This window comes from Streptomyces sp. NPDC044044 (assembly GCF_056434405.1).
In genome coordinates, this window is record NZ_JBWKFG010000018.1 from 28,716 (window position 1) to 52,519 (window position 23,804).

Annotated in this window: 27 protein-coding genes; 14 read left to right on the forward strand and 13 right to left on the reverse strand. The window is 68.1% G+C overall.

Going from position 1 to position 23,804, the window contains the following annotated elements:
- Positions 1–68: 68 nt before the first annotated feature.
- Entirely contained in the window at positions 69–1,133 is a 1,065-nt protein-coding gene (locus AC07AG_RS41975; RefSeq protein WP_478762385.1) for a C40 family peptidase, read from the forward strand.
- 251 nt (positions 1,134–1,384) lie between these two features.
- Here AC07AG_RS41975 and AC07AG_RS41980 read toward each other — a convergent pair whose 3' ends face one another.
- Positions 1,385–1,747 carry a hypothetical protein gene (locus tag AC07AG_RS41980; protein ID WP_478762387.1) on the reverse strand — a complete coding sequence of 121 codons (363 nt, stop codon included), beginning with the start codon at positions 1,745–1,747 and terminating at the stop codon, positions 1,385–1,387.
- A gap of 20 nt (positions 1,748–1,767) precedes the next feature.
- Here AC07AG_RS41980 and AC07AG_RS41985 point away from each other — a divergent pair, with 20 nt between their 5' ends.
- Positions 1,768–4,404, forward strand: coding sequence for an ATP/GTP-binding protein (locus AC07AG_RS41985; protein ID WP_478762389.1), 2,637 nt, complete (start codon positions 1,768–1,770; stop codon positions 4,402–4,404).
- Here AC07AG_RS41985 and AC07AG_RS41990 read toward each other — a convergent pair.
- From AC07AG_RS41990 to AC07AG_RS42000, 3 genes are all read right to left on the reverse strand, one after another.
- Complete coding sequence (locus tag AC07AG_RS41990; protein ID WP_478762391.1) at positions 4,379–4,582, reverse strand: hypothetical protein; 204 nt, start codon at positions 4,580–4,582, stop codon at positions 4,379–4,381. The genes AC07AG_RS41985 and AC07AG_RS41990 overlap by 26 nt on opposite strands.
- 245 nt (positions 4,583–4,827) lie before the next feature.
- Positions 4,828–5,409 (reverse strand): GNAT family N-acetyltransferase, encoded by a 582-nt coding sequence (locus AC07AG_RS41995; RefSeq protein WP_478762393.1) that lies wholly within the window; start codon positions 5,407–5,409, stop codon positions 4,828–4,830.
- A gap of 10 nt (positions 5,410–5,419) precedes the next feature.
- Complete coding sequence (locus tag AC07AG_RS42000; RefSeq protein WP_478762395.1) at positions 5,420–6,751, reverse strand: hypothetical protein; 1,332 nt, start codon at positions 6,749–6,751, stop codon at positions 5,420–5,422.
- 358 nt (positions 6,752–7,109) lie between these two features.
- Here AC07AG_RS42000 and AC07AG_RS42005 point away from each other — a divergent pair, with 358 nt between their 5' ends.
- The 10 genes from AC07AG_RS42005 to AC07AG_RS42050 all read left to right on the forward strand — a co-directional run bounded on the left by AC07AG_RS42005 (position 7,110) and on the right by AC07AG_RS42050 (position 18,097).
- Positions 7,110–7,586 carry a hypothetical protein gene (locus AC07AG_RS42005; RefSeq protein ID WP_478762397.1) on the forward strand — a complete coding sequence of 159 codons (477 nt, stop codon included), beginning with the start codon at positions 7,110–7,112 and terminating at the stop codon, positions 7,584–7,586.
- Between the two features lie 145 nt (positions 7,587–7,731).
- The gene (locus AC07AG_RS42010; RefSeq protein WP_478762399.1) at positions 7,732–7,920 is read left to right on the forward strand and encodes a hypothetical protein; all 189 of its coding nucleotides are present in this window, start codon (positions 7,732–7,734) and stop codon (positions 7,918–7,920) included.
- On the forward strand, positions 7,917–8,519 hold the full coding sequence (locus tag AC07AG_RS42015) for a class I SAM-dependent methyltransferase (protein ID WP_478762401.1): 603 nt from the start codon (positions 7,917–7,919) through the stop codon (positions 8,517–8,519). The genes AC07AG_RS42010 and AC07AG_RS42015 overlap by 4 nt, the downstream gene beginning before the upstream one ends.
- A 1,367-nt stretch (positions 8,520–9,886) precedes the next feature.
- Complete coding sequence (locus AC07AG_RS42020) at positions 9,887–12,874, forward strand: lantibiotic dehydratase (RefSeq protein ID WP_478762403.1); 2,988 nt, start codon at positions 9,887–9,889, stop codon at positions 12,872–12,874.
- The gene (locus AC07AG_RS42025) at positions 12,871–14,013 is read left to right on the forward strand and encodes a lanthionine synthetase C family protein (RefSeq protein ID WP_478762405.1); all 1,143 of its coding nucleotides are present in this window, start codon (positions 12,871–12,873) and stop codon (positions 14,011–14,013) included. Before AC07AG_RS42020 ends, AC07AG_RS42025 begins: the two co-directional genes overlap by 4 nt.
- 16 nt (positions 14,014–14,029) lie before the next feature.
- Positions 14,030–15,229 carry a methyltransferase, FxLD system gene (gene fxlM, locus AC07AG_RS42030; RefSeq protein ID WP_478762407.1) on the forward strand — a complete coding sequence of 400 codons (1,200 nt, stop codon included), beginning with the start codon at positions 14,030–14,032 and terminating at the stop codon, positions 15,227–15,229.
- 1,103 nt (positions 15,230–16,332) lie between these two features.
- Positions 16,333–16,509 carry a hypothetical protein gene (locus tag AC07AG_RS42035; protein WP_478762409.1) on the forward strand — a complete coding sequence of 59 codons (177 nt, stop codon included), beginning with the start codon at positions 16,333–16,335 and terminating at the stop codon, positions 16,507–16,509.
- 522 nt (positions 16,510–17,031) lie between these two features.
- Positions 17,032–17,748, forward strand: coding sequence for a hypothetical protein (locus AC07AG_RS42040; protein WP_478762411.1), 717 nt, complete (start codon positions 17,032–17,034; stop codon positions 17,746–17,748).
- On the forward strand, positions 17,745–17,945 hold the full coding sequence (locus AC07AG_RS42045; RefSeq protein WP_478762413.1) for a hypothetical protein: 201 nt from the start codon (positions 17,745–17,747) through the stop codon (positions 17,943–17,945). The genes AC07AG_RS42040 and AC07AG_RS42045 overlap by 4 nt, the downstream gene beginning before the upstream one ends.
- Positions 17,942–18,097: a hypothetical protein gene (locus AC07AG_RS42050; protein WP_478762415.1), complete on the forward strand. Its 156-nt coding sequence runs from the start codon at positions 17,942–17,944 to the stop codon at positions 18,095–18,097. The genes AC07AG_RS42045 and AC07AG_RS42050 overlap by 4 nt, the downstream gene beginning before the upstream one ends.
- A gap of 251 nt (positions 18,098–18,348) precedes the next feature.
- Here AC07AG_RS42050 and AC07AG_RS42055 read toward each other — a convergent pair whose 3' ends face one another.
- Positions 18,349–18,528, reverse strand: coding sequence for a hypothetical protein (locus AC07AG_RS42055; RefSeq protein WP_478762417.1), 180 nt, complete (start codon positions 18,526–18,528; stop codon positions 18,349–18,351).
- A gap of 144 nt (positions 18,529–18,672) precedes the next feature.
- Here AC07AG_RS42055 and AC07AG_RS42060 point away from each other — a divergent pair, with 144 nt between their 5' ends.
- A complete protein-coding gene (locus tag AC07AG_RS42060; RefSeq protein WP_478762419.1) occupies positions 18,673–19,194 on the forward strand; it encodes a hypothetical protein in 522 nt (173 codons plus the stop codon).
- 14 nt (positions 19,195–19,208) lie between these two features.
- Here the strand turns inward: AC07AG_RS42060 and AC07AG_RS42065 are convergent, their stop codons facing one another.
- From AC07AG_RS42065 to AC07AG_RS42100, 8 genes are all read right to left on the reverse strand, one after another.
- Positions 19,209–19,421, reverse strand: a complete 213-nt coding sequence (locus AC07AG_RS42065) for a hypothetical protein (protein ID WP_478762421.1) — start codon at positions 19,419–19,421, stop codon at positions 19,209–19,211.
- A gap of 43 nt (positions 19,422–19,464) precedes the next feature.
- Positions 19,465–19,713: a hypothetical protein gene (locus AC07AG_RS42070; RefSeq protein WP_478762423.1), complete on the reverse strand. Its 249-nt coding sequence runs from the start codon at positions 19,711–19,713 to the stop codon at positions 19,465–19,467.
- Positions 19,714–19,848: 135 nt separating this feature from the next.
- A complete protein-coding gene (locus tag AC07AG_RS42075) occupies positions 19,849–20,202 on the reverse strand; it encodes a DUF6233 domain-containing protein (protein WP_478762424.1) in 354 nt (117 codons plus the stop codon).
- A gap of 10 nt (positions 20,203–20,212) precedes the next feature.
- Positions 20,213–20,479, reverse strand: a complete 267-nt coding sequence (locus AC07AG_RS42080; RefSeq protein WP_478762426.1) for a hypothetical protein — start codon at positions 20,477–20,479, stop codon at positions 20,213–20,215.
- A gap of 66 nt (positions 20,480–20,545) precedes the next feature.
- The gene (locus AC07AG_RS42085) at positions 20,546–20,791 is read right to left on the reverse strand and encodes a hypothetical protein (protein WP_478762428.1); all 246 of its coding nucleotides are present in this window, start codon (positions 20,789–20,791) and stop codon (positions 20,546–20,548) included.
- 111 nt (positions 20,792–20,902) lie between these two features.
- Positions 20,903–21,142: a hypothetical protein gene (locus AC07AG_RS42090; protein ID WP_478762430.1), complete on the reverse strand. Its 240-nt coding sequence runs from the start codon at positions 21,140–21,142 to the stop codon at positions 20,903–20,905.
- Between the two features lie 256 nt (positions 21,143–21,398).
- Positions 21,399–21,626, reverse strand: a complete 228-nt coding sequence (locus AC07AG_RS42095) for a DUF6221 family protein (RefSeq protein WP_478762432.1) — start codon at positions 21,624–21,626, stop codon at positions 21,399–21,401.
- Between the two features lie 2 nt (positions 21,627–21,628).
- Positions 21,629–21,850: a hypothetical protein gene (locus tag AC07AG_RS42100; protein ID WP_478762434.1), complete on the reverse strand. Its 222-nt coding sequence runs from the start codon at positions 21,848–21,850 to the stop codon at positions 21,629–21,631.
- A gap of 997 nt (positions 21,851–22,847) precedes the next feature.
- On the opposite strand from AC07AG_RS42100, the gene AC07AG_RS42105 reads away from it, so the two are divergent.
- Positions 22,848–23,411: a hypothetical protein gene (locus tag AC07AG_RS42105; RefSeq protein WP_478762436.1), complete on the forward strand. Its 564-nt coding sequence runs from the start codon at positions 22,848–22,850 to the stop codon at positions 23,409–23,411.
- Positions 23,412–23,804 lie beyond the last annotated feature (393 nt).

Here is a 23,804-nt window from a genome sequence, read left to right on the forward strand (position 1 = left end):
GGAAGCAGTGGGGCTGCCTGCTGATCCTGCTGTTGACTGCTGCCAGCTGTGCCGCTCCGTTCTCCGGGATGCTCTCAGCCGGCGCCCAACTCGCAGGCGAGGAAGACAAGGAGAACGGCGCCGGGCTCGACCTGGGCGGCAGCCCCGCGGGCATCCCGCCCACCATGCTGGCTGCGTACAAGAAGGCCCCCCAGCTGATCGGCCGGCACGTGCCCAAGTGCAAAGGGATGTCCTGGCCGATCCTGGCGGGCATCGCGAAGGTCGAGTCCAAGCATGCTGCCGGGCGCACCATCGCCAAGAACGGCGACATCCATAAGCCGCGCATCCTGGGCGTGCTCCTCAACGGCTCCGGCGTGGGAGGCAACACCACTTCGTTCCCGGATACCGACGGCGGGAAGTGGGACGGCACCGCTCACAGCGAACGCGCGGTGGGGCCCTTCCAGTTCCTGCCCTCCACCTGGGAGTCGACCGGCCGCGACGGCAACGGCGACAAGGAGCGCGATCCGCACAACGCCTTCGACGCCGCCCTGGGCGCGGCTGTCTATCTGTGCGGCAGGGGCCGCGATCTGACCATGACCAGCCAGCTCAAGGCGGCGATCTTCCAGTACAACCACTCCCAGGAGTACGTGAGCAACGTCCATAACTGGATCCAGCAGTACCGGGCCGCTGCGACATCAGGGGACGCGGACCTGGGGCCGGTGACTGGCAGGGCGAAGAAGGTACTCAAGGCGGCGCTCTCTCAGCGTGGGGTGCGCTACTCCTGGGGCGGCGGCGGCCCGAAGGGCCCCAGCACGGGCTTTTGCTGCTCGCCCAGCGGCAAGAGCGGGGCAGGCATCAAAGGCTTCGACTGCTCGGGGTTGACCCAGTACGCCTTCGCCCAGGTCGGGATCAGCCTGCCCCGCGTCGCCTCCGCGCAGGCCGCAGTGGGCCAGCGCATCCCCGCCAGCCGCGGCACAAAGGCACTGCGACCCGGCGACTTGGTGTTCTACGCCCGAGGGGACTCCACCATCACTCACGTCGGGATCTACGCCGGGAACGGGCAGATGATCAACGCAGCCCGGCCCGGGACCGTAGTGCGTCTGGACTCCCTGGATGCGATGTCCGGCTATGCGGGAGGGGCCCGGGTCCTGTGAAACCGACTGCTGCCATGCCCCGCTCGGCTCCGCGTATGCCGTGGCTTCTGCTGACGTGCACTCTGGCCCTGGCGGCCTGTGGCTGTCTGCTCCTCAGCACCGCATCTCCCCCGCCCGCCCACTCCCGATCCAGCGACACGACTGCAGCACAGCCCAGCCCGACGGGCACCGCGAGGGAGGCGCCCCGTCCTCGGGCAGCGGCTCCCGGGGCCCAGAGTTCGCGACCCGGCACATCAGCATCGTCATCACCGTCAGAGCTGGCCGCGACGCAGCCGCCGCGCGCCCCGCGGCAGGTCACCGACAGCCAGATCCAACAGCTCCTCGAAGAGGACTGGCCGCGTGACCTGCCAGCGGCCCAGGAGCAGCAGCTGCGCCGCGATGGCGCACTGCTGCTGCGCGCGGACGCCACCGGGGCAGGCCGCGACCGCTTTCCCCAGGTATTCGCCGACCGGCCGGACACGGCGGTGGCGCCCGCGTTCAGCCGCTTCCGTATCCAGGCCGCCATCGCCCGCAAAGACAGGCAGACCGGACGGGCGGTGGTGCACCTGGTGTGGGCGGCAGCCGATCGAGGCGGCACCTACGCCGACGGCCGCGTCAGCGACCTCACTTTTCACCGACCGAAAGGAACCGGTGCATGGACACCGCTGCCCCGCCCCCGGCCCTGACCTCCCCCACAGCCAGTGGCCTGCCCACCATCGTCGAAGTCGCGATCAACATGCTGGGGTGGCTGGCCGGGCACTGGTATCTGATCGCGCTGGCTCTGGCGGTGGCCTACGTGGCGGGCGAAGCCGTGGTGCGGCATCTGGCCGCCACGGCCTCCCAGGAGCGGATGGCCCTGGAGTTCCCCCCCGCCCCGCACTTCGACCCCGGCCACGAGGAGATCTTTAGGCGTGGTGTGGAGCTGACCCGTGCGTGTACCGCGCTGCCCTGGTGGGCGCCGCGCCGCACCAAGACCGTGCGCATCCGGATGCGCTCCGATGACACCACGCCCTTCGCTTACCGGCTCGAAGGGCCTGCCGGGGCCGAACGTCTCCTGGCCACGACGCCGTTCGGGCCGGGCGTACACGTGGTCAAGGCGGCCCCCCTCAAGGACAAGGAGCGCCGGCATGAGGTCCGCGCGGAGTTCATCCTGCGCGGCAACCCCGTCGCCTCACTGCGGGAGGTGCCGCTGCAGCCCGACCCGCTGCAGCCGCTGGTGGATGCCGTCGCTGATCTGCGCGCCGATCTGGGGGACCTCGCAGAGATCTGCGTCGACCTGCAGCGCTCCCCCAAGTGGGCGCTGCGCAGCCGCCGCTGGACGCTGATGAACAAGGCGCGCCGTGGCGAGCAGCGGGAAGCGGCGCGCTCGGTGCGGTGGATGAACCGTGACGGAGCCCGTCTGGACGACTCGCTCATCGGCCAGCTCCGGCAGCTGATCACCCCCGGCCCAAGCGGTCGGTCAGGTGGCGGGCGCATGGTGATGTCCGCGCCGCCCATCCGTGTCGATCGCTCCGAGGCGCTGGGCAAGCTCGCCGAGGACTCCCATCTGGTGCGGGTGCAGATCCTGGTGCGCTGCGCCTCAGACATAGAAGGCCGCGCCGAGGCCCGTCTGGCCCGGGTGCAGGCAGGTCTCGATGTGTTCGGCGGCTCCGCACGGTGGGCGATGAAGGGACTGAGGGTCGGACCGTGGAGGCTGGGCGCCGACCGGTGGCCGCACCGCACGCGCTTCGACCTGCGCTGGCGCACCGGACAGTGCCTTCCCCCGGCCGCGAACTGGGTCCGGTTGGAAGAGCTGCTGGGGCTGCTCAAACCGCCCACCACCTGGTGCCGGGTGCCGCTGCTGCCCGTCGACCTGCCCACCTTCGCGCATGGGGACCCGGATCTGCTGCTGCAGGGCTGGTATCGGACCCCCGACGGCCGCCGACGCCTGGTGGCCACCCGCGCCGAGCAGACACTCTTTGAGATCGGCGTGGGCAAGGCCGGGGGCGGCAAGACCGAACGCGCAGCCGCCCAAGCCGTCGGCTACGCGCACGCGGGCGGAGGGCTGCTGTTCGTCGACCCTCATCACGACTCCTGGCGTCGCGTGGCCCCCTTCCTCGCCCACCAGCCGATCATAGACCGCATCGCGCGCATCGACCTGCGGGCCAAAGGCCGCGGCCCCAACCCTCTGATCAGCGCCTGGAACCCGATCGGCATGCACCACCACAAACAGGCCGCCTACGAGGTCGTCGAGGACGTCGTGGACGCGTTTGCCACCGCGTTCGGCTGGGACGACGCGAACGCCCCGCGGGCGATTGCCATCTTCACCCAGGCCCTGACCGTGCTCACAGCCGTCAACGAACTGGCCTGCCGGGCCGGACGCGGCCACGACCAGGCAACCCTCTTCCACATCCGGCCGCTCCTGACCGACCCCGACTTCCGCAGCAGCGCCCTGGCCGCCACCGAGCCGGTCCTGGACTCCGAATCGGCCGCCTGGTGGCAGAGCACCTTCCCCACCTTCCCGCCCGACGCCTTCAACGTGCTTCTCAACCCGCTGGCCCGGTTGGCCGCCAATCCGGTCACCCGCGCCTTCCTGGGCCAGCCGGAGGGCGTCTACAACATCCGCTGGGCCATGGACAACCGGTGGATCGTGTGGGTGAGCACGGCAGGCAACGGGCCCACCGACCGGCTGCTGGTCTCACTCCTCAACCGCGACCTGCTGCGCGCCGGCCGCTCCCGCGTCGACCTGCGTGAAGACCAACGCGCGCTCTTCCGCGGCTACTTCGATGAGCTCATCACCCTCTCCAGCTCAGGCGCCGACTCCATCGCGTCGATGTTCGAAGACTTCCGCAAATTCAAGATCCAGCTGCACGCGCTCACACAGCTCCTGTCCCGCCTGCCCACCTCGGTCCGCCAGTCGCTGGTCCAGAACGCCTCCACCCTCTCCACCACCCGCGGCTCCCGGGCCGCGGTTAGTCCGGTCATCGAGGAGTGGGGAGAGCGGCCCAGTGCGGCTCAGGTCGCCAGCCTCGATCAGTACGAGCACTACAGCTCGTTCACCATCGACGGACACCTCGTCGGCCCGGTGCTCATCCACGGCCCACATCTGGACGAGGTGTTCGCCCAGCAGTACCAGCCCAACCGCGTGGACGCCCTGGAGCAGGCCGCCGACCGCAACGCCCAGGCCCGCCCTCTCGACCAGCTCACCGCATCCGCCGCCGATCAACTGCAACGGGTGGCTGCTTTCCTCCGCGACCACCTCGCCGCCTACGCGCGGCCCCCCGCCCTCACCAGGACCAGGGACTACCAGTGATCTCCTCGCTCACATGGCGGCCACCGTCTTCCACCACCGTGGCGATGAGGTAGCGCACGACGTCATCCAGGCCCTTGGGGTGTCGCATCCCCCACCTCGTGAGCTTCGCGGTGACCGCCTTCTTCCCCTCCCAGGGCTGGGCCTCGAGGGACCACGTTGCTCCCTGGCGATTCGTCATTACCCGTCGCCCTCGGTCGGCCTGCAGTCTCACCGGCACGCTGATCTCCCGGGACGGCGGAGACGGCGGCTTCTTCGACAGTGGGGGCGTCGGGGGCGTGTAGTCAGGACGGGGCTAGTGGCCTGAGACTCCGTGTGGGGCGTTTCCACGTGGTCCCTCCCTGTCGCTGTGATCGCTCAATCACCCATCGCAGAGGCCCACTTCGCTCCTGCCTGGAGGTCAGCTCACGGGGGTGGTGGCGAGGGTCAGTTTCCACCCGGCTCCGAGGGCTGGTCCGCCGTCTGCGCGGTCCATTCCCGCTCAAGAATGGCGTGGACAACTGAGTCTCGCCATTGCCCGGCCTTCAGAACATGCTCGCGGATGGTGCCCTCTTCGATCATGCCGGCAGCCGCCATGACCTTCGCGGAAGCCTCGTTGAGCGGGGATCGCGCACCCCAAATGCGGTGGAGCCCAAGGTCGTGGAGCCCGAAATTGAGCAGCAGCCGCACGGTTTCTACGCCGTAGCCCTGCCCCCACACGTCCGGACGCAGCGCAAAGCCCATAGTCGCTCCGCGCTGCTGGTGGGGGTCAAGGGCGAGGCGGCCGAACCCGATGAGCTCAGCCGCCCCCTGCTCAACGACTGCGAGCGCATACTCTGTGCGAGGCGTCGCCGTGGCCGCTGCGATGGATCGAGCCACGATCTGCTCGACCTGCTCGCGACTACGCGGCTCGAAAGACAAATGCTCCGTGGCTACGGAGCTGCCGTAGATGGCGAGCACCGACTCCACGTCTGCGATGGCGAATTCCCGCAGACCGAGACGTGCGCTGAATCGAGTGACCGGATGCATGCCCCGGACCTTACCTGCGAGGCAGCGCTGGTCGGCTAGCTGGGAATGCCTCGATCTCTGCGCCTAGGTCTCGCGCAGCGACGGCCGTTCGGGTGGGGCCAGTGGCCAGGGAATTCCTGACACGCATCGCGGAGACGATGATCCCGTTGGTGCGGTGAGAGGCAGGCAGGTCCAGTACCGGCCGCATAGCCTCGGCGGCGCCTTCCACGTCACCGCCGAAAAGCCGTACGAGGGCGAGGTCGCATCGAGCCCCTGCAAGGTCGCCGAACGCCCAGTTCGGGGCGCTTGGGTCACTGAAGCCCTGAACCGCTTCCTCCGCCTGTGCGGAGAGCCGCTCCCCGCCTTGGCCCAGGAGTGCTGAGGCTTCCACCGTGTAGTAGAGCTGCTTCTCGCGGGCGTAGGTGAACAGCCCGCCTAGCTCATCCAAGTCATCCGGGACGACGTGCTCACGCCGATCCGCGGCCCGTTGGCTCACGGCGCGCACCGTTTCCACGTCACCGAGCACCCCAGCGGCGCGTCCTTGGAGGCCGAGCAGCCACAGACCTGCCGTCCCTTGGTGGTGCTCCGCAGTCTCGGCGCCCTTGCTGGCGTAGTGATAGGCGTCTGCGGGCCTATCCGACCAGTACGCAATGAGCGACTTGAGACCGTCAGTGAGGGCGATGAGGCCGGGGTGCTCGGCGTCCCTGGCACAGGCTGCTGCGACTCGGGTCATCGTCAGGGCTTGGTGGGGGTCTTGCATGTCGTGTAAACCCTTGGCGACGAGGAAGCTCAGGACGGCTCCTGCGACGTTCAGGTCGCGTAGTTGCGATGGCCGCACCCGGCCACCCTCCAGAAGGCGGAAGACCTGGTCCTGGGTATCCAGGAGGTCAGGCCAAACCTTCGACAGAGGTTCGCGGGGGTACTCGGCGACCAGGCGCCGCACCTCGTCGTCGAGCAGGCCGAGCGTGTCGTCGCCCACCCGCTCGCGGTCTGCCCCCAGAAGGAAGTCTTTCGCTCGTCGTACTGCCACAGCGCCCGTCCTTTTCATCTCGTCCAGGTCCACGCCGGCTTCGGCGTGGAGTGCAGTCAGTGATGCGCCGGCCATCGGAACGAATGACGGCCCAACACCGCCTTCAGGGACTTCGGACCAAAGCTGCTCGATGCTGTGCCCCAGCATCTCCACGATGACCGGGCGGAACGCTCGCTGTGGTTTCCGCCCTTCGTAGATCCATCCTTCGATGGTCTTCGGGGCGGGGTCCACGTCCTTCAGTCCAAGCCGTGATGCTGCCTTCCGGTACTCCGAGAGGAAGTCGTCAGGGCTACGCACACCGTGCGCTTCGAGAGTGGTTCGAAAGAACAACACGGCGCCTCCCCGGCCATCCGACTGGCACGTCACTGCTCCGACGGTAGAGCGCTGTCCCCCTCAACTTTCCCCCTACAGAAGGTACTTAGCGGGTCCGAGGGAAATCCGAGGAACGTCCGAGGAAATGCGTCAACTTCTCTCCCAAAGCCGAGGTCGGTATGGGGGTGGATCCGTCCGAATGTCGTTGCAACGCTCATCTCAGCCCTCGCGGAGAGTGTCCAAATGCACACAGGGCTGTAGCCACTGATGTGTCTTCGGCCCTTCTCCAGAGGGCGTGATGACGTCGAAAGCTGGCCGGACCTACGGAGACACCCCCATGTCATCCAGCACAGCAGGCACAAAGCGGGACACCAGTTGGATGGACCGTGACAACGAAGTCAGACCGTTAATCCACGGCGAGCCGGTGCGGCTGCCGCCGAAGCCGGCGGTCCACCGTGGCCTGTACTTGAAGCGGCTGCGCCTGGGCTACAACGGCAACGCCCTGGAACACGTGCCCAACCCGGCCCGGCCCCGCCGGATCATCGCCTACGCCATCAACGAGGCGGGCGACTGCGCGGACCAGGGCCTCGCGGTCGTACGCGACCTGATCGAACGCGAGGGCCACACGGTCAGGCACGAGCTGACCGACACCCGGACCTGGACCTTGAATGCCCCGCAGCAGCGGCCGGGCTGGGTCGAGGCACGGCGGCTGCTGCATTGCGGGTTCGCCGACGGCATTGCGGTCGTCGACCGCAATGCGATCAGTCGCAGCGATGACAAGTACGAGGAAGAGATCCATTGGATCGGGCAGCGCCCCGGGCTGCTGCTGGTGGCTGTGCCCGAGGCAGCGACTTGAAGAGCACCCCTCCGGTGGGCAGACGAGCGCGCGCTGGGCTGGCGGCAGTGGTGCCTGCAGCTCCTGATCGTGTTCATCGCCGCCGGGCTCACCATTCCGATCTTGCTGACCGCCTCCGGTCGGCTCCGCTGAAAGGAACATTGTGATGACCGGCGACGACCTGCCCAAGCGCACACCGGGCAAGGCCCTGGCAGAGGGGACGCCCAAAGAGATCGTCCCGTCGGAGGTGAGCCTGTTCAACGTCCGTGCCGGGGACTTGGTGGTCTCATCCTTCGAGGTAGCCCGCTTACGACGGGCACGACGAGGCCAGAACGCTCCGGAGTCCTCGGAATGACCATCGTGCGCGAGACCAGCACCCCCGAGTACTGGAACAGCCTCTACGAGGGAGGCAAGTACGTTCCCGGCATCACCGGGTTCGAGCGGAAGATGTTCAACATTTACGTCGGCCCTAAACCCTCCATGGTCGCTCTCGACGCCGGGTGCGGGCGGGGGGAGTTCGCCGTCTACCTGGGAACCGGGGGCCTTGATGTGCTCGGCCTTGATTTCGCTGCGACGGCTATTGGTGAAGCACGCCGCGACTCCAAGGACCAGGACAACGTCACTTTCGATCTACACGACTTCAATGCCGGCCCGATTCACCGCAGGCTCAGACCGGGTTCGCTCGACATCATCGTGTGCAGGCTGTCGATCGCGTACCTGGATCGTCATCGTTTCCTGGTCGACGCGCGGCGCTGGCTGAAAGAGACCGGCGTCCTGCACATCACCACGCACGTCATTGAGCGCTCGCCTCCCTTCATGAGCCGCCGTGGCCTGGCAGAGGAAGCCGTCGACGATCTTGAAACGGGCTGGGAAAAGGCCACGCGCTATGACCTGGAGGGCAACGGCAGCCTCACCTGCCTGGTTCTGCGCGGCCCTTACCCAACCGACAGCTGACACAAGCTCCCGCCCCTGGTCGCCCGTCGCGGGCTGCGGGCAGGGCAGCGGGTCCCGGTCCCCGATCCGCGAATGACGGCCCACGGCCCACGGGGCCGGGAGACTCCCCCCGCCACCGGCACACGGTGGCGGGGGGAGATGCCCACACCAGAACACGCAAGCCCCTGGAGGCTCGGCATGATGACACCTGCGTCCCCTCTGCCCCAGGACGACCTCAGCCTGCCCGCGCAGATGCACCATGTGGCAGCCACCGCGCCGGTCCGACGCGAAATCCGGCTCGACCTCCCCGGTGAGACGGGCCTGAAACTCCTGGCCCGCGTACGCATCACTGCACGAACCTCTCTCACCGTGCTGTCCTGGCCAGGCGATCAAGCGGTGGCCGTCCGCGTATTGCACTGCCTCGTCGACAACGCCGCCAAGCATGGCCTCGCCCCCGGGCAGACCGGTAAGAGCCTGCGCGCCTGCCTCCGCGTCACCGAAGTGGCACAGCTTCTCATCGACGTCACAGACCCGAACCCGACTTTCCCCGGCTTCGACAAGGCCGTCGCCAAGAGGCGGGGGCGGCGACCTGGGACTCGTCACGAAAGTCGGCGGAGCGCTCTCCTGGTTCGTCACCCCACAAGCCGATGTCAAAACCGTCCGCGCTGTGATCCGGCCGGGCCTGAAAGGTTCCTGAAACGCCGCGCCTGGCAGCGTGCTGGGTCGATCGCACGCGGTTGGGCGCGGGCAAGTTCCTTGCGGCTGGGGCGGACCAGGTCCCAGTCGCAGGGGCTCACACGCCTTCCTGTAGTCGAGCTACGGGGGAACACCATGCACAAGCCAACAGAGCCGTTCGTGACCGCATGGAGGGGAGAACTCATCCCGCCCGTGGACGTGGTGATCACCGCGTCAGCGGGCTCGTGTACGCCGGACCGATCCGCGAATTGCGGCCCACGGGTGGGCGCCGGGTCCCCCGCCACCGGATGTCGGTGACCTGTGGCCGAGGTGCCCTTCCGAACGGCGCGACGCCAACATGGGCACCACAGTGCCCGCGGTGTGGGCTGCACCGGAAACGGCAGCGCGCACCGGGGGCCCTGAGGGTTCCCCCGCCCCGTCCTGGGCGGTCCGACCAGCAAGGAGTAACCGTGTCGAATGCAACAGCCGAACAGCAGCCGACCGCCTCCCCAGCGAAGGCGGAGCCGGACGAGTGGGAGCTGACAACCACCATCTCCCAGTCGCCGGTCCCGATCGTCGAGGCCTGCGGCACTGGCGACGGATGTGCCTCGTCGTGCGCCTCCTCCTGCGCGTCTAGCTGATCGCCCTTGCTGGTGCGGGCGTAGAGCCTCCCCCGCTCGCACCAGCACCCCCACCCGAGCGAGGAATCACTGATGGCGACTCGACCCTTCTTCCGCAGGCGCGGTGACGTGCTGGTTCTACGGGCCGCAGCTCTACCCGTGCAGGCCCGCCCAGTTGACTGGCCCGCCGGATACTCACCGGGTGAGTGCCGCCAGTGGCTCGCCCACATGTGGGACGACGACGCGTTCGTCACGCCGCTGCGTGCCGCGTCCCCGAACCTGGCCACTTTCGTAGAACGAATCCTCATGGCCAATGACGTTTCGGCGAAGCGGGTCCGCCGAGCGACCTGTGCCGTGGCCAGATACGTGCTGCGCGCATCGGGTAGGTCGACACCGTTCGGCCTGTTCGCCGGGGTCGCCCTGGCCGAGTCCGGCTCCGTGTCCGCCACGTTCGGCTCCGGCCATCAGCCCGTTGCCCGTCCTGACACCCTGTGGGTGGACTACTTACGCCGGGAGTTGCAGGGCCGGGCCGATGTGCTGCCTCACCTGTCCTTGCAGGTCAACAACCTGTCCTTTCAGCGAGGTGACGTCCTCGGCGCGCCCCGTTCCGGCGGGCGCCTGGCGAGTGCGCCGATTACTCGCCCGATGGCCGTCATGCTGGGCGCCGCGGCCGAACCCATCTCGGGCGGCGACCTCATGCGTCTCCTCGCGGAGGCGGGAGGCACGTCCGAACAGATCGTGAGACTGCTCGGGAGGGCCCTCGTGGACGGATACCTGACCAGCAATCTCGCTGCGCCCATGGCCGTGCCCGATCCCCTCGGCCACATTGTGGGCATTCTGCTGCCGCACGCGGACGACCTCGAACCGTCCACCCTTGAGGTACTCGACTACCTCGGCAACGTGCAGATCGCCCTCGCCATCCACAATCAGGCTGCCCCCGAAGACGCCGACAAACTGCGGGAGGTGGCCGATGAGCGGATGCAGGTCATCAGTGCCGACTGCCGGAGCCGTATCAGTCTCGACCTGCGCCTCAACGCCCAGGTGCGTGTCCCCCCAGAGGTCTTGGACGAGGTGGAGCGCGCCGCGCACTCGCTTGTACGTCTGACGCGTACGCACGGGGCAACGCCCGCCTGGGCCACTTACCAGACACATTTCTGGGAGCGCTACGGCGCCGGCGTCCTGGTGCCCGTCCGCGAGGCCGCCGACCTGGCCGCGGGCATCGGCTTTCCCGCCGATTACCCGATGTCGGTGTGGACCGAGGCGCCGCCCAAGGTCCTGCCGCGCGACGAGCAACTGGCGGCCAAAGCTATGCAAGCGGTCATGACCGGGGACGACGAGATCATCCTCACCGAGCAGGACATTGAGGAACTCGCCTCCGACGAGCCGGAGGAGCCGACCGCCCCGCACGTGGAGATGGGGTTCAGGGTCCGAGCCAACAGTCAGGAAGCCGTAGCCAGAGGCGATTTCACGATCGACGTGCGGCCGTCCTGGACCGCCGGCGTCCTGTCCGGCCGGTTCGCTGGCGTACTCGGGAGCCGACTGTCAGACCAGTACCGGAAACTGCCCACCATGACCCAAGGGGCACTGTCGGCACAGCTCTCCTTCATGCCCAGCTTTCCCCACGCCCAGAACGTCGCTCGAACCCCCGCTCTGCTGCCGTACGTCATCTCGTTGGGCGAGACCTGCGGGGCGGCAGACGACGTGATCAGCATCGACGACCTCGCCGTGGTGTCCACCGGCCGACGTCTGCACCTGGTCAGCATGTCCCGGCGACGCGTCGTGGAACCCAGCGTGCTGCACCCCCTTGCCCTTGAGAAGCAGGCCCCGCCCCTGGCCCGGTTCCTGGCCATGCTGGGGCGAGGTTTCGCCACGCCCTGGACCGCCTTCGACTGGGGACCGGCGGCGATTGCCCTGCCCTATCTCCCGCGTGTCCGCTACCGCCGCGCCATCCTGGCCCCCGCCCGGTGGAAGCTGTCCGCCGCGACACTGCCCGGACGGTTCGGGCCGGCGTGGCATCGGTCCTTGAGTGAATGGGCGACCACATGGCGCTGCCCGCCCCGGCTCGAGCTGATGGACGACGACCGCACCATCAGCGTCGACCTGGCCGAGCCGCTCCACGCACGCCTCATCCACCAGCACCTGCGCCGCCACCGGCACGCACTTCTCTCCGAGACCGTGACCGATGAGGACCTGGGCTGGATCGGACACGCGCACGAGCTCACCGTCCCGCTCGCCTCGACCAGCCCACCGGAACCGCACCCGGACCTGTCTCGCGCTCCTGTGGTCACCAACCAGAGCCTGGCGCACCCGGGCGATGCCGAGCAGCGGTGGATTCAGGCGAAGGTTTTCACCCACCCGACGGCCATGGACCAGATCATCAGCCAGCGCCTTCCCCTTCTGTGCGAGGAACTCGGCACCTCCCAGATGTGGTTCGTGCGGTACCGGTCACTACAGGAGACCGACCATCTGCGTATCCGCGTTCCCACCGGCGGGACGAAGCGCTACGCGGCCACCCTGCGCGCCTTGTCCGCCTGGACGCAGCAGCTCACCGCGGACCGGCTCGCCTCCCAGCTCGTCATCGACGGCTACCGGCCCGAAACGGGCCGCTACGGCACCGGCGCGTCCATGGACGCGGCCGAGGCGGTGTTCGTCGCCGACACTCTCGTCGCCCGCTATGCCCTCACCGACCTCCCCGCCCTCGCCCCGGACGTCGTCTGCGCCCTCAGCATGATCGACATGGCGGAGTGCTTCCTCGGTACCAGCGCGGGCCCGTACTGGCTGGCAGAGACTCCCGCACATGGCGACGGCCGCCCCGAAGCCACCCGGCAGACCGTCGAACTCGCGGACACCCAAGCACTCCTGCACGCCTCACCGCGTCTCGCCCAGGCCATAGCCCTGCGGGGAGCTGCGCTCGCCGCGTACCGAGCCCAGATCGACGAGCAGGGCCTGGGGCAGATCCTCGAACCCCTGCTGCACATGCACCACAACCGGCTCGCGGGGCCCGACCGGGACAGCGAAGCTGCCGCCCGTCACGCGGCGCGGCAGGCCTGCCGTTCACTTCTGCTGAGGGAGACCGAGTGACCCACGACGACTTGGGCGGTGGCCTCACCGGGACCGCCCTGTACGAGATGGTCGTCGCGCACGACCGGGGCGACTGGGCGGGGGCGCACGCCGCGGCGAAAGCCATCAACACCCAGCCCATCACCGCCTACCCGGACACGGCGAGCCTGTATCGCGGCGCGCCCGCCGTCGCATACGTCCTGCACATCGCCGGGCATCGCGCCTATGCACGCGCACTCGCCGAACTCGATGCGGCGGTAGTCGCGATCGTCGCGGACCGCCTCAGCACCGCTGAGCGCCGCATGGACAGCAAACTCCCGCCGCTCATACGCGAATACGACCTGATCAGCGGACTCACCGGTCTCGGCGCCTATCTCCTGCACCGCGGCCGCGACCGCGCCCTCGAGCAGGTATTGCGCTACCTGGTGCGGCTGTTCACCGAGCCACTCACCGTCGACGGACAGCAAGTGCCCGGATGGTGGGCAGCCGCGGGCCTCCGGGACGCCCCCGAGACCGGTCCGATGGCCTGGGGCCACGCCAACTTCGGAATGGCCCACGGCTGCACCGGTCCGCTCGCCCTCCTCGCCCTGGCCCACCGCGCCGGATACACCATCGAGGGACACACCCAAGCCCTGACCAAGGGCATCACACACCTCACCACCTGGGCGCAGCCCGCCAACAGCGGTGCCACTGGCTGGCCCGAAAGCCTGCCCCTGTCCGCCTACGCGGAGGGACCCCGGCCCGACGCACCCGCCGGACGGCCCTCCTGGTGCTACGGCACGCCCGGCATCGGACGCGCCCTGCAACTCGCCGCCATCGCCACCCGCGACGACACGGCCCGCCACCTTGCCGAACGCATGGTGCTGGAGGCCATCACCAATCCCCGGCAACTCCGACTCCTCACCGACGCCACGCTCTGCCACGGCTGGGCCGGACTGCTCCTGACCGCAAGCCGGATCGCCTCCGACGCCCTGTCCCCAGACATCACCGACGAACTACCCCGCCTGCGAGCGCGCCTGAACGCGCACCTCGTGCAGCACGCGATACCCGAGAAGGCCGGGCTCCTCACGGGCAACGCCGGCGTCCTCCTCACGCTGCACACCCTCCGCACCCCTCGCCCCGTTGACCTGGGGTGGGAGACGTGCCTCCTCCTCAACTGAAAGCGATGATGTGACTGTGAGCCAGACACCCACGGCCGACGAACTCCGAAACGGGCTCGTCGACGAGATCCTCAGCGGAATGGGACTGCCCGCCGACGTCGAGCGGGCCATGCGGACCGTTCCCCGCGAGGCCTTCCTTCCTGGCATCGAGCTGAAGAACGCGTACACGGACCAGGCCGTGACCATCAAAGACAATCCTGGCGGCCCGCTCCCGCTGTCCTGCGCCTCGGTCCCCTCGGTCGTCGCCATGATGCTCGCCCAGCTCGACCCCCAGCCCGGCGACAGCATTCTCGAGATCGGCGCCGGCACCGGCTACAACGCTGCTCTCCTCGCCGAGCTCGCCCGCGGCGGGCGGATCACCACCATCGACGTAGATTCCGATGTCGCCCTCCACGCCCGCACCACCCTCAACAAGGCGGGGTACGAGCGCGTCAAGGTCATCGAGCGCAACGGGCTGCGCGGCGCCCCCGAGAACGCGCCGTACGCCCGGATCATCGCCACCGTCGGCGTCTGGGACATCCCGAAAGCCTGGTGGGACCAACTCCTGGAAGGCGGGCGCCTGGTGCTCCCGCTGCGGTGGAGGGGACAGACCCGCTCCGTAGCCCTGACCCGCCGCGGCGACACCCTCGTCTCCGACGGAATGCAGCTGTGCGGATTCGTCCCGATCATCGGGCAGAGCGGCGAGAAGACAGCCCCGCTCAATGCCGACGACACGATCCGCGTGCACTTCGACGAGGACCAGGCCCTCCACGCCGACGCTCTCACCGACACCCTCGCCTTCGCTCCCTGCCATGAGGTCTTCTCCGCCCAACGGGTCGGCGGCGAAGAGTCGTTCGATGGCGTGTGGTTGCGCGCCACGGCCAGCGATGACCGCGTATGCCGTCTTGAGGTCACCCCCAGGCCCCTCGAGCAAGGTCTGGTGCGCAGGCCCGCGATCCCCGGCCGCAGCCCCGTCCTGGTCGAGGGAGACTCTCTCGCCTACCTGATCCATCGCCGAGAAGGCGCCGATCCGGAGCGCCCATTCCAGCTCGGCGCGGCCGCTTACGGCCCGCATGGCGACTCGCTCGCCAAGGACCTGATTGCGCACATCGACGCGTGGGGGAACGACCGCACAGCGATTCCCCACCTGACTGTCACCCCCGCCGCGAGCGGGCCCGGAGCCGCATCGGGTCATGCGATCGGCAAGCAAGAAAGCCGACTCACCCTGACGTACTGAGACCGGCTCCACGGCGCCCCCACCTACACGGTGGGGGCGCCGATGTGCTTTCGGCAGGCCCTGCGAGAGGGCCTCTTCGCGTGGCTCACGCCCGAGAAGGCCCCCGCAGCGCCCGCCCCAGCGCCGCTCTTCTCTCCGTGGTCTGGTGGAACTGAACGTTGACTACCGCGTCGAACAGTTCGGCGCGAACCTGGGCGGCAGGCGCACCTGGGCACGTGCCACACATGCGGGACGCTCGGGTCGGCGCCGAGAGTCCATCGGCCATTGCAGTCGCGGGCGGGGAGCTGCACGCGCTCGGCGACGGCATCACATCTGTCGAACACGTCGCCTCGACCTCGGCATCGTTGACCCGCAGGTCTGTCGGCGAAGGGTGCGCGCGCACGATGGCGGCGGACGGCCGACGGCGGCCTCGTCGAGGGCCCGGTCGTCGTCGTGTCAATCGTCGGTGGCGAGCTGGTCGAGGAACCCGCGGCGCTCACGGCACCAGCCCGGTGGCCGGGCGGCCACTCGGCAATGGCCGCGAGCAGGGCATCTGGCCTCCCCGCCCTCGCCATCGGGGGTCTGGTCTCCGTCCGGGACGCAGAGATCTAGCGGGCTCAAAACCGGTCCGTTCACGTGACACCGCACTCCATCGCTACCCCAGCGCAGCGAGCGCACAAGGAGCACCGGCGGTCCGCGATGCCTTGCACCTCATGTATAACGCCTGGCGGCCCAACTCGGTCCAAGGGAGAAGCCAGCCGACGACGTTGGCCCCGATCTGCTGCAACACCGCCGGAGGACTCGCACTGTGCCGACCTCGAATCCAGTAGTCCGCGGTGAACTGGAACACGAACGTGGGACAGCCACACCACCGAGCAGAAGTACGCCGCCATTGCCGTGCACACCGCCGCCCTGATGGAGAGCTGCGGGCCCGAGTGCTCCGAGATGCACCGTGGCGGCCACCGCTGTGTGGCAGGGAGGACGCAGTGAAGCCCACCCGCATCGAGCTCCTCGACGACAACGACGAATGGCAACCCCTCCACGGCATCACGAACATCGTGATCTAAGACGAGCCCGAGATCGCCCGCGCCGCCGCAGACCGCATCCGCGAGTACCAGGACGCGATGACCGCCCTCATGCGCGCCTACGCAGAGGCCGCCCGACCGCTCCTCGAAGAGCTCGGCCGAACGTTCCAGACCATGCGCGAAGCCGGGCTCATCGATGACGACGGCAAGCCCACCCGCCGCCCAGACCGGCCCGCCTGGCAGTCGCTGTACGGGCCACCGAGTAGACGCCGATGACGAGAGCCCAGGAACTAAGCCTGCAAGGACGCCTGCAAAGCAGCGTGCGCCCGCTTCTCCCGGTCCTCTGCCGCCAGTGCTCGGGTCCGCCACATGCTGCATTCCCGGCACGTCGTAACGTCGTCATGGGGAAGCTTTTGCTGCCCCGGGATGGAGCGGCGTATCCGCTCCCGACTCTTTCGCATTGCCTCAACCTCAGCCACCGCGAACAGGTTCGTGCCGTTCGTGCCTTTGCCGACGACGGTCAGCTTGCCGTCTGCCTTCATCGCGTGAACCGCATCAGCCCGGACTCCGAGCAATTTCGCAGCCTAAGAGGTCGTCACGGTCTCTTGGTCTTGGGTCTGGGTCATGCCGCACCAACGCCCGCCAAGGCCGAACCGCCACCGCGCAGCCGTCGGATTCCCCCAGACCAGTGAACTGAGTATCGCGAGCATGACGAAGGGGTGCCCTCAAAGTCTCCCCAGACCAGGACGCCCCTCAGGTGCTGATCACCGTACCGCCCCAGACGCCACAGGAGCAGCGATGACCACCACCGCCACCCACCTCCGCACCATCGCCCTCCACTGGGCAGACCTCAACGAAGCCGTAGGCGCCCCCACCCAACACGGCGCATTCGGCCTCGGCCTCCGCGGCTACCTCGCCCGCCTCGACCAACTCGACGCCGAACAGGCCGAGTACGAGCAGCACCAGGCCGCCCACCTCCGCAGCTTGGAGCGCGACCCCATCCAAATCGGCGAACGCCCCGTACCCGTCCGCCTTCACATCCTCGACACCATGCGCGCCATCGAGGACGCCCTCGTCGACTGCGCCGACCAAACCGCAGCCGACGTCCAGCGTTCCCCGATGCCGTACGCCCCGCGAGGATGGCCGGCCGCCGACCGCGCACGCCGCGACCAGCTCGCCCGCGCAGACGCGTTGGACCCCCGACGGTGGAAGTACCGCGGCCACCGCACCGCTCCGTACGCGGCGCTGTGGCTCCTCGCCCGCGTCGAGCACGCGGCAGGGCCGTTCACCGCGCTGAGCGAGGTGCACCGAGGACGGATCGGCGCCGTCGCGGAGGGAGCGGCCGAGCGTGTGGAGCGGGCCCTCGACATCGCTGCGCAGCGCCGAACGTTGGAGCGGCCGTGCTCGACGTGCGGCGGGAAGATCGACATTCACGGCGGGGAAGGGCGCGTCCCCCTTGCGCACTGCACGGGGTGCGGGCAGGTCTGGACAGAGGGCGGGGTGAGCGCGGCATGACGGCCTCGGACCGCATCGGGTTCGCGCTCGGCTACGCAGCCTCCGCGATGGGTGTCTGCGCTGCCGCGTACGGCGTGACGATGTTCTGGGGCCCTCTGCGCGAGATGCTGTGCGCACCCGTCATGGTGGCCATCGGCGCCACCGCCTACGTTCTCGGCCGGTGGCAGGTCTACGGGATGCGGCAGGAGGCGCAATGACGCAGACGCCCGACGAGCAGCGGCGCGAGTACCTGCGAATACTGCGGGAGGAGGACGCCCGGCAGCGGCGCCGCCTGGCCGCGCGCCTCGTGGGGTGGGTGGTACTCCTCGCGGCTCTCATCACGGTGTCGTGGGTGGCCGTGCGGACATGAGCGAGGGGAACAGTGTCAGCGCCGTGCCCTACCTTGGTATGTAGGCGCGGGGCCTGGACAGTTGGGAACCCCATGACCTCAGATGAAGCCCGATTTCAGGGTGGCCCGTTCGACGGCGAAGTCCGGCAGTGGCCTGCCAGCCCTTGGTTCCTTCTCGCCCTCTCGATCATGCCGCACCACGACCCCTCCGTACGCGCTCAGTACATCCTGAGCTCGCGCGCAGTCGGAGAAGGGGTCGTGCTGGTCTATCGCTACGTCGACACAGTGCCCGCCTGGAGGACGACGAGCAGCCCGCCCACCGCCGCGTAGACGAACCAACACCGCCCTCGCAGCACGGCGTCGGCCGCCGCCATCGGCCCGGCGCCGTGCTCGCGCTCGTCGGCCACCTCGTCGATGAGCGCGAGCATCTCCTCGTGCACGTCATCCGGCATCGCCCACAGCGCCTTATCAGCCGCACGCGCAAGATCCACTCTGTGCATAACGCCCCCTTGTGATCCGCAGGAGCAGCACGGTACGACGAGTGCGAGCAACTCGTATCGGCCTGTGGACAACTCGAAACTGGGGGAACTGCTTTCATGGACGCTGCACTTGCGGGACTCATCGGCGCCCTCGGCGGCTCGGCGCTAGGTGCAGGCGGAGCGTGGGGAGCTGCACGCATCGCCTTCAGAGGTGCTCGATACCAGGCGGACACGCAAGCTACGAGCGCCCATGAGCAGTGGCTACGACAGATCCGCCGCGAAGCTTTCTCTGCATTTCTTTCAGAAGCACGAGAAATACTGGACGGGCCATTTCGGGTTGCGGTCGAGGGGCGAAGTGCAGGATCTGGCACCAAAGCTGACGCCGAAGAAGTAGGTGATGCAATTCGCCAGATCGCGCCATGCCTGAGCGCTCTCGGTAGAACCGCCGAGAGCATGAAGCTCGAAGCTCCTCAGCACCTAAGCGCTAGGGTCCAAGGCTTCATTTTCAACCTGCGAGTGTTGCGCGAGCTGATCAATTTTGGCACCCCGCTTGAAGGGCAGAAGGAGCTTTACCAGGCGGCCAAAGATCACTTAGACGAGATCACCGAGAAGTGTCGTACATACGTGCAGGAGCAATAGGTCCAGATGTCTCTTTATGCCGCCCTGTACTCATGCGCCCGCCCACCCCGCCACTTCACCCACGCCGGATCATCGAGCAGCCCCTCCGCATCCGGCAGCCCGGCACGGCGCAGGAACTCGATCACGTCGCGATCGGAGTGCGCGAGGCCCAGGATCTGCCCGCGCACCGTCACCCGCCGGCCGCCCGTGGGCGACGGCTGGTGGACGACTATCGGCGCCGGAGTCATACCTCCAGGGTGCGGCGCGCGGGCACAGCGTGCAGCTTGAGTGTCAGCCGCTTCCCTTGGGCCAGTAGTCGTCACCGAGGACGCCGACGGTGCCGGTGAGCGGGTAGTCGGGGTCAACGCCGTCAGTGACCGGAGCTACCCCGGTGCCCCTGGGCCAGAACTCGTCACCCGCGGGAGTGACACCGCCGCCCCTGGGCCAGTACTCGTCGCCTGCGGTGGCGGTGGTCGCGGCGAGCGCGATGGAGCCGCCAGCAAGAACGGCGACGACTGCATATCGGATGGTGCTACGCATGGCTTCCCCCGTGATGCTGGACGTTGCGTACACCGATGGAACATAGGACCGGAGCCGTTCCTTCAGAACCTCTGATGTCCGAGGGTGGCCAGTCAGCTGACCCGCACGGCCGCCATCACACTCGGGTCCACCGAGCTACTCCAGCACGCCGAGCTCGGTGTCCGGCCGGCAGTGGATGCAGGCGCGGATACCGCGGGCCAGCTCCCACCGCGCCTCATCCCGGGTGACCGGCGTGCGCCGCTTCCCTGCCGCGCCGCAGTCTCCGCGGTGCACCTCGGTGGGTGGGCTGTCCTTGCCGATGCCTCGCCCGACGATCCAGTCCGGGTCAGGCGGGCGGGCGTCCTCGCGGCGGGCTTGTTCGGCTTCGCGGCGTTCTTCGTCGGCGATCCATCGGTCGATCTCCGCGAGGGCGCGTGTGGCCTGCTGCTCGACGACGCGGCGGGCGAAGCGCAGCTGGTCGAGGCGGCTAAGCGGAGCGGGATCGTTCACATGTTCGAGTCTACGTCTCTGAGCTGCGGTAATCCCGTCGGGTCATCCGGTCCGGGTCCCACCAGTACCAGCCGTGCGGGGCCTGGTTGGGGCGCGGCCAGAGGAAGAGGTCGTACGCCCGGCGCCCGTCGACGTCGCGGTGAGCTCGTACCACGCCGCGGTAGGGCGAGCCCTCGATCCGCAGGTTGATCCGCACGACCTCGTCGGGCGCGTAGCGGTGAACCCCGGCCCCGCCGTCCGGAGCCGGGGCCGCTTCAGCGTCTCGCGTGTCGCCCATGCGTTCGAATGCAGCGCGCCCTGATCGGAGCGGCGACACCCCGCACGAGTCGCGCCTGTCGCACTGTCAACCGAGGCCGCCCTCGGGAAGGGCATCGCTATTGGTGCGGTAGCACGCCACCTCGCCATCCTCGACGTAGCAGGTCGCCTGCTGATCCATCACATCAACCTGGACGAGACCAGCCTCGTCAGCGATCGGGAACGGATCGGCCACAGGGGCGTGGCGCAGTTGCGGTGCAGCCGAAGCGACACCGGCGAGCGGAAGAGAGGCGAGGGCCGCGACAGCGACAGCACGGCCAAGCAGCGTGCGCATGGACGACTCCTAACGAGTCAGGTCGGGACGGTCGCGGCGATACATACCGCGGCGGATCTTGACCGCTCGGGAATCGTGATGGTTTCGCTCTTCCGGCGGGAGGTCAGACCGCTACTCGACCGGGTCCTCCTCCGCGTGCTGTACGGCCTTCTTCGCGGCCATCTCGACCACATGCCGCGGCTGCCCCGTCTCCGTGGCGTGCACCGTCACGGCCGCCTGGAACGCCTCGGCCGCTTCTGCCCAGCGGCGCCACTGCGCCGCGTACTCCTCACCTTCGAGGCCCGCGAGCTTGGCGCGCGCCTCCTCGGAGGATCGTTCCAGCATGATCAATTCATCGGTGATGTCAGCCACGAACGGATCTTAGGCGAGCAGCAGAATGCCCCCACCTCGGCGCGAGGTGGGGGTTCGAATACGTGCGGTTACGGTCGCCAGTCCTCGCGGCATCCGGGTCGGGCCACGTACGGCAGGACGAGCAGGCGCAAGCGTCGGGCCACCCGAGCATCGCGACCACAATCACACGGCCCCGGCGCACGCGACTCGTCCAAACAGACCGGCCCCCCGTCCTCGTCCATGATCGCCGGGCACGTGTTCCAGTGGTCGTCCGCGCTCATGAAGTGCGGCTCGGACAGGATTTCGGCGAGCAGTTGCCGCTGGCGTCGATCTCGCGCAGCACCCGCGCCGGACCGTGGGCCATGATGTGCCGCTCATCAGCCGCCATCGCGGGGTCGAAGCTGGCGATGCGAGTGAAGACGTTGCTCAGCTCCGCGTCCGCGGCCCGCGCGGTTCGCTCATCCTCGTCGAGCTGCTCGCCGTACCACTGCACGAGATCATCCACCGCTACGCCTCCGTGTCCGTCCCCTTGAGGTCCGTCCGCTGCCCCTGCCGCGACTTCCTGTTGGCGAAGTACGGGCGCGCCTTCCGATAGTCAACCGCGCTCGACCGGCCGACCGGCACGACCGGTGGAAAGTCGGCGTCCTCCCGCGAGAGTTGGGAGATCCGCTGGTGCGTGATCCGCTCGACGACGCCCTCACTGACAAGCCGTCGAGCCAACTCCCGCACATGGCAGAGAAGTCGCTAGCTTCGCCGATCTCGCCGCCCGCTGGACACCCCGCAGTTGGCCTCTGTCGCCGAAGAGCGGTTTGCGCCAACTTTCCCGTCCAACTCGGAGCAGTAGCCGCCACATCGCTGTGCGGAAACCACCCCCAAGGGCACCGGGCCACTCGGCGCAACAACAAGCCTTCCCCGGCCATCGAGCGACAAGGCGTAAAACCCCAGAGAGGTGTACCGCGAGATTCCGCTTTCTCAACCACAAATCGCCTGCTGCCCGCCACGAGAGCAAGCTCGCCCCGCCTCTAACGCACCATCCGCGACGACTTGGCGCAGGAAGCAGCACCCCCGCTCCCCGCTGTCGAGCTTCGTGGACAGGAAGCATGAGTAGCCACCGTTGGATTCGCGCCATGCCCCTCATCGCCGACAACCACCATCCACTGGCCCCCTGAACAGGCGCATTCTGCCCCCCCCTGCAGGGCACTACCTCATTTCCCCCTCCCCCCGTCAGATCGCTTCGTAGCACCCAGGCCGTTGAGCAGGGCGATCAATCCGCCTACGAGGCGCTGATCATTGCCTGCCTGCGCAGTTGTCCCACGGCACCCGCCGAGCTTGAGCACCAGGCCGATGCCAGCACCCCGCCTCAACTCCGGATTCACTCTTCTCTCCAACGTTCGCCTTTGCATCGAGTCAGATGTCCACACCTGCAACAGCTCCCTGCGTCACTGAGCCGCAACTAGCCTGTACCACGCCTGCGTTGTGGCTGAATACCCGCCACCTCCATTACGCGACAGGAGAGGGGAGGGTGGCTGGTGGGCGCCCCGCGCCATAGTGTGACCGGCACGCAAACCCAAAACAGCAGCTCGAACCAGCCGCGCGCTCCCCAGTTCACCCTGCTGCACGACCTGGGAGTTGACCGGCGCAGTATCACGCCGCACAGGGAGACACAGTGACACGAGCAGCTATCCACCAGGCATATTCCGTTGTTCGCAGCAGGAAAACGACTCGGATGACAGGGGCGCTCCTCGCCGCGTGCGTTGCAGGAGCTCTCACTGCCTGCAGCGGCGATTCCAACGCGGACGCCAACAAGTCCTCTGCTCCGCCGAGCAAGCCAGCCAAGGACAAGCCCACCGCGAGTGCTGACCCCCAGGCCAAGGACAAGCAGGCAGCCGTAGAGGTCTACGAGCGCATGTGGGACGAGCAGGTCAAGGCCTACGCCAAGGGCGACCACACGGGCACCGACCTGAAAAAGTACGCCACCAAGGAGGCCCTTGGCGGAGTGCTCGGAGATCTCCTGAGCATGACGCAGGCCGGCACGGCCACTAAGGGCGCGCCGACTCACTCGGACATCACGGTCACCGCGATGGACCTCAACCGGGAGGTCCCCACCGCTCGGATCACGGAGTGCCTGGACATCTCCAAGTGGATGACGATCAAGAAGAAGACCGGGAAGGTCCAACCATTCCCGACCGAGCAGGAACTGCGCTACGAGACCACAGCCGACGCAGAGCGATGGGGGAAAAGCCGGTGGATGATCACAAAGCTCACGCCCCACGGCAACAAGGTCTGCTGAAGCGCTCTGGCTTGTTGCTCACCGTCGCTGTCGTGCTCTCGGTCGCACTGCCCGGCGCAGCGCAGGCAGATCCAGGACCCGTCGTGGGCGGAAACTGCCCGGGTACGAGCAAGTTCGTCACAACCTGTCGTCAGGTGCCGGGTGGAGGAGGCAGCCAGGATCAGAGCAGCGGCCGCCCCACAGGACAAGGCGACGGCAACGGCAAGAGTAGAAGCAAGGGGAAGCCGCGTCCTCAGGTATGCACGGTGGAACGATTAGACCCCCAGCCCCCAAAGAGCGACCCCGTGTGGAAGGGCCACCAGGGAGACGGCGCCATCTACACCAAAGTGTGTCTCGGGCAGGGGGGTGCTGCCCTTGGTGCTGGCGCTCTGGGCGCACTGCCGCAAGTGTTCT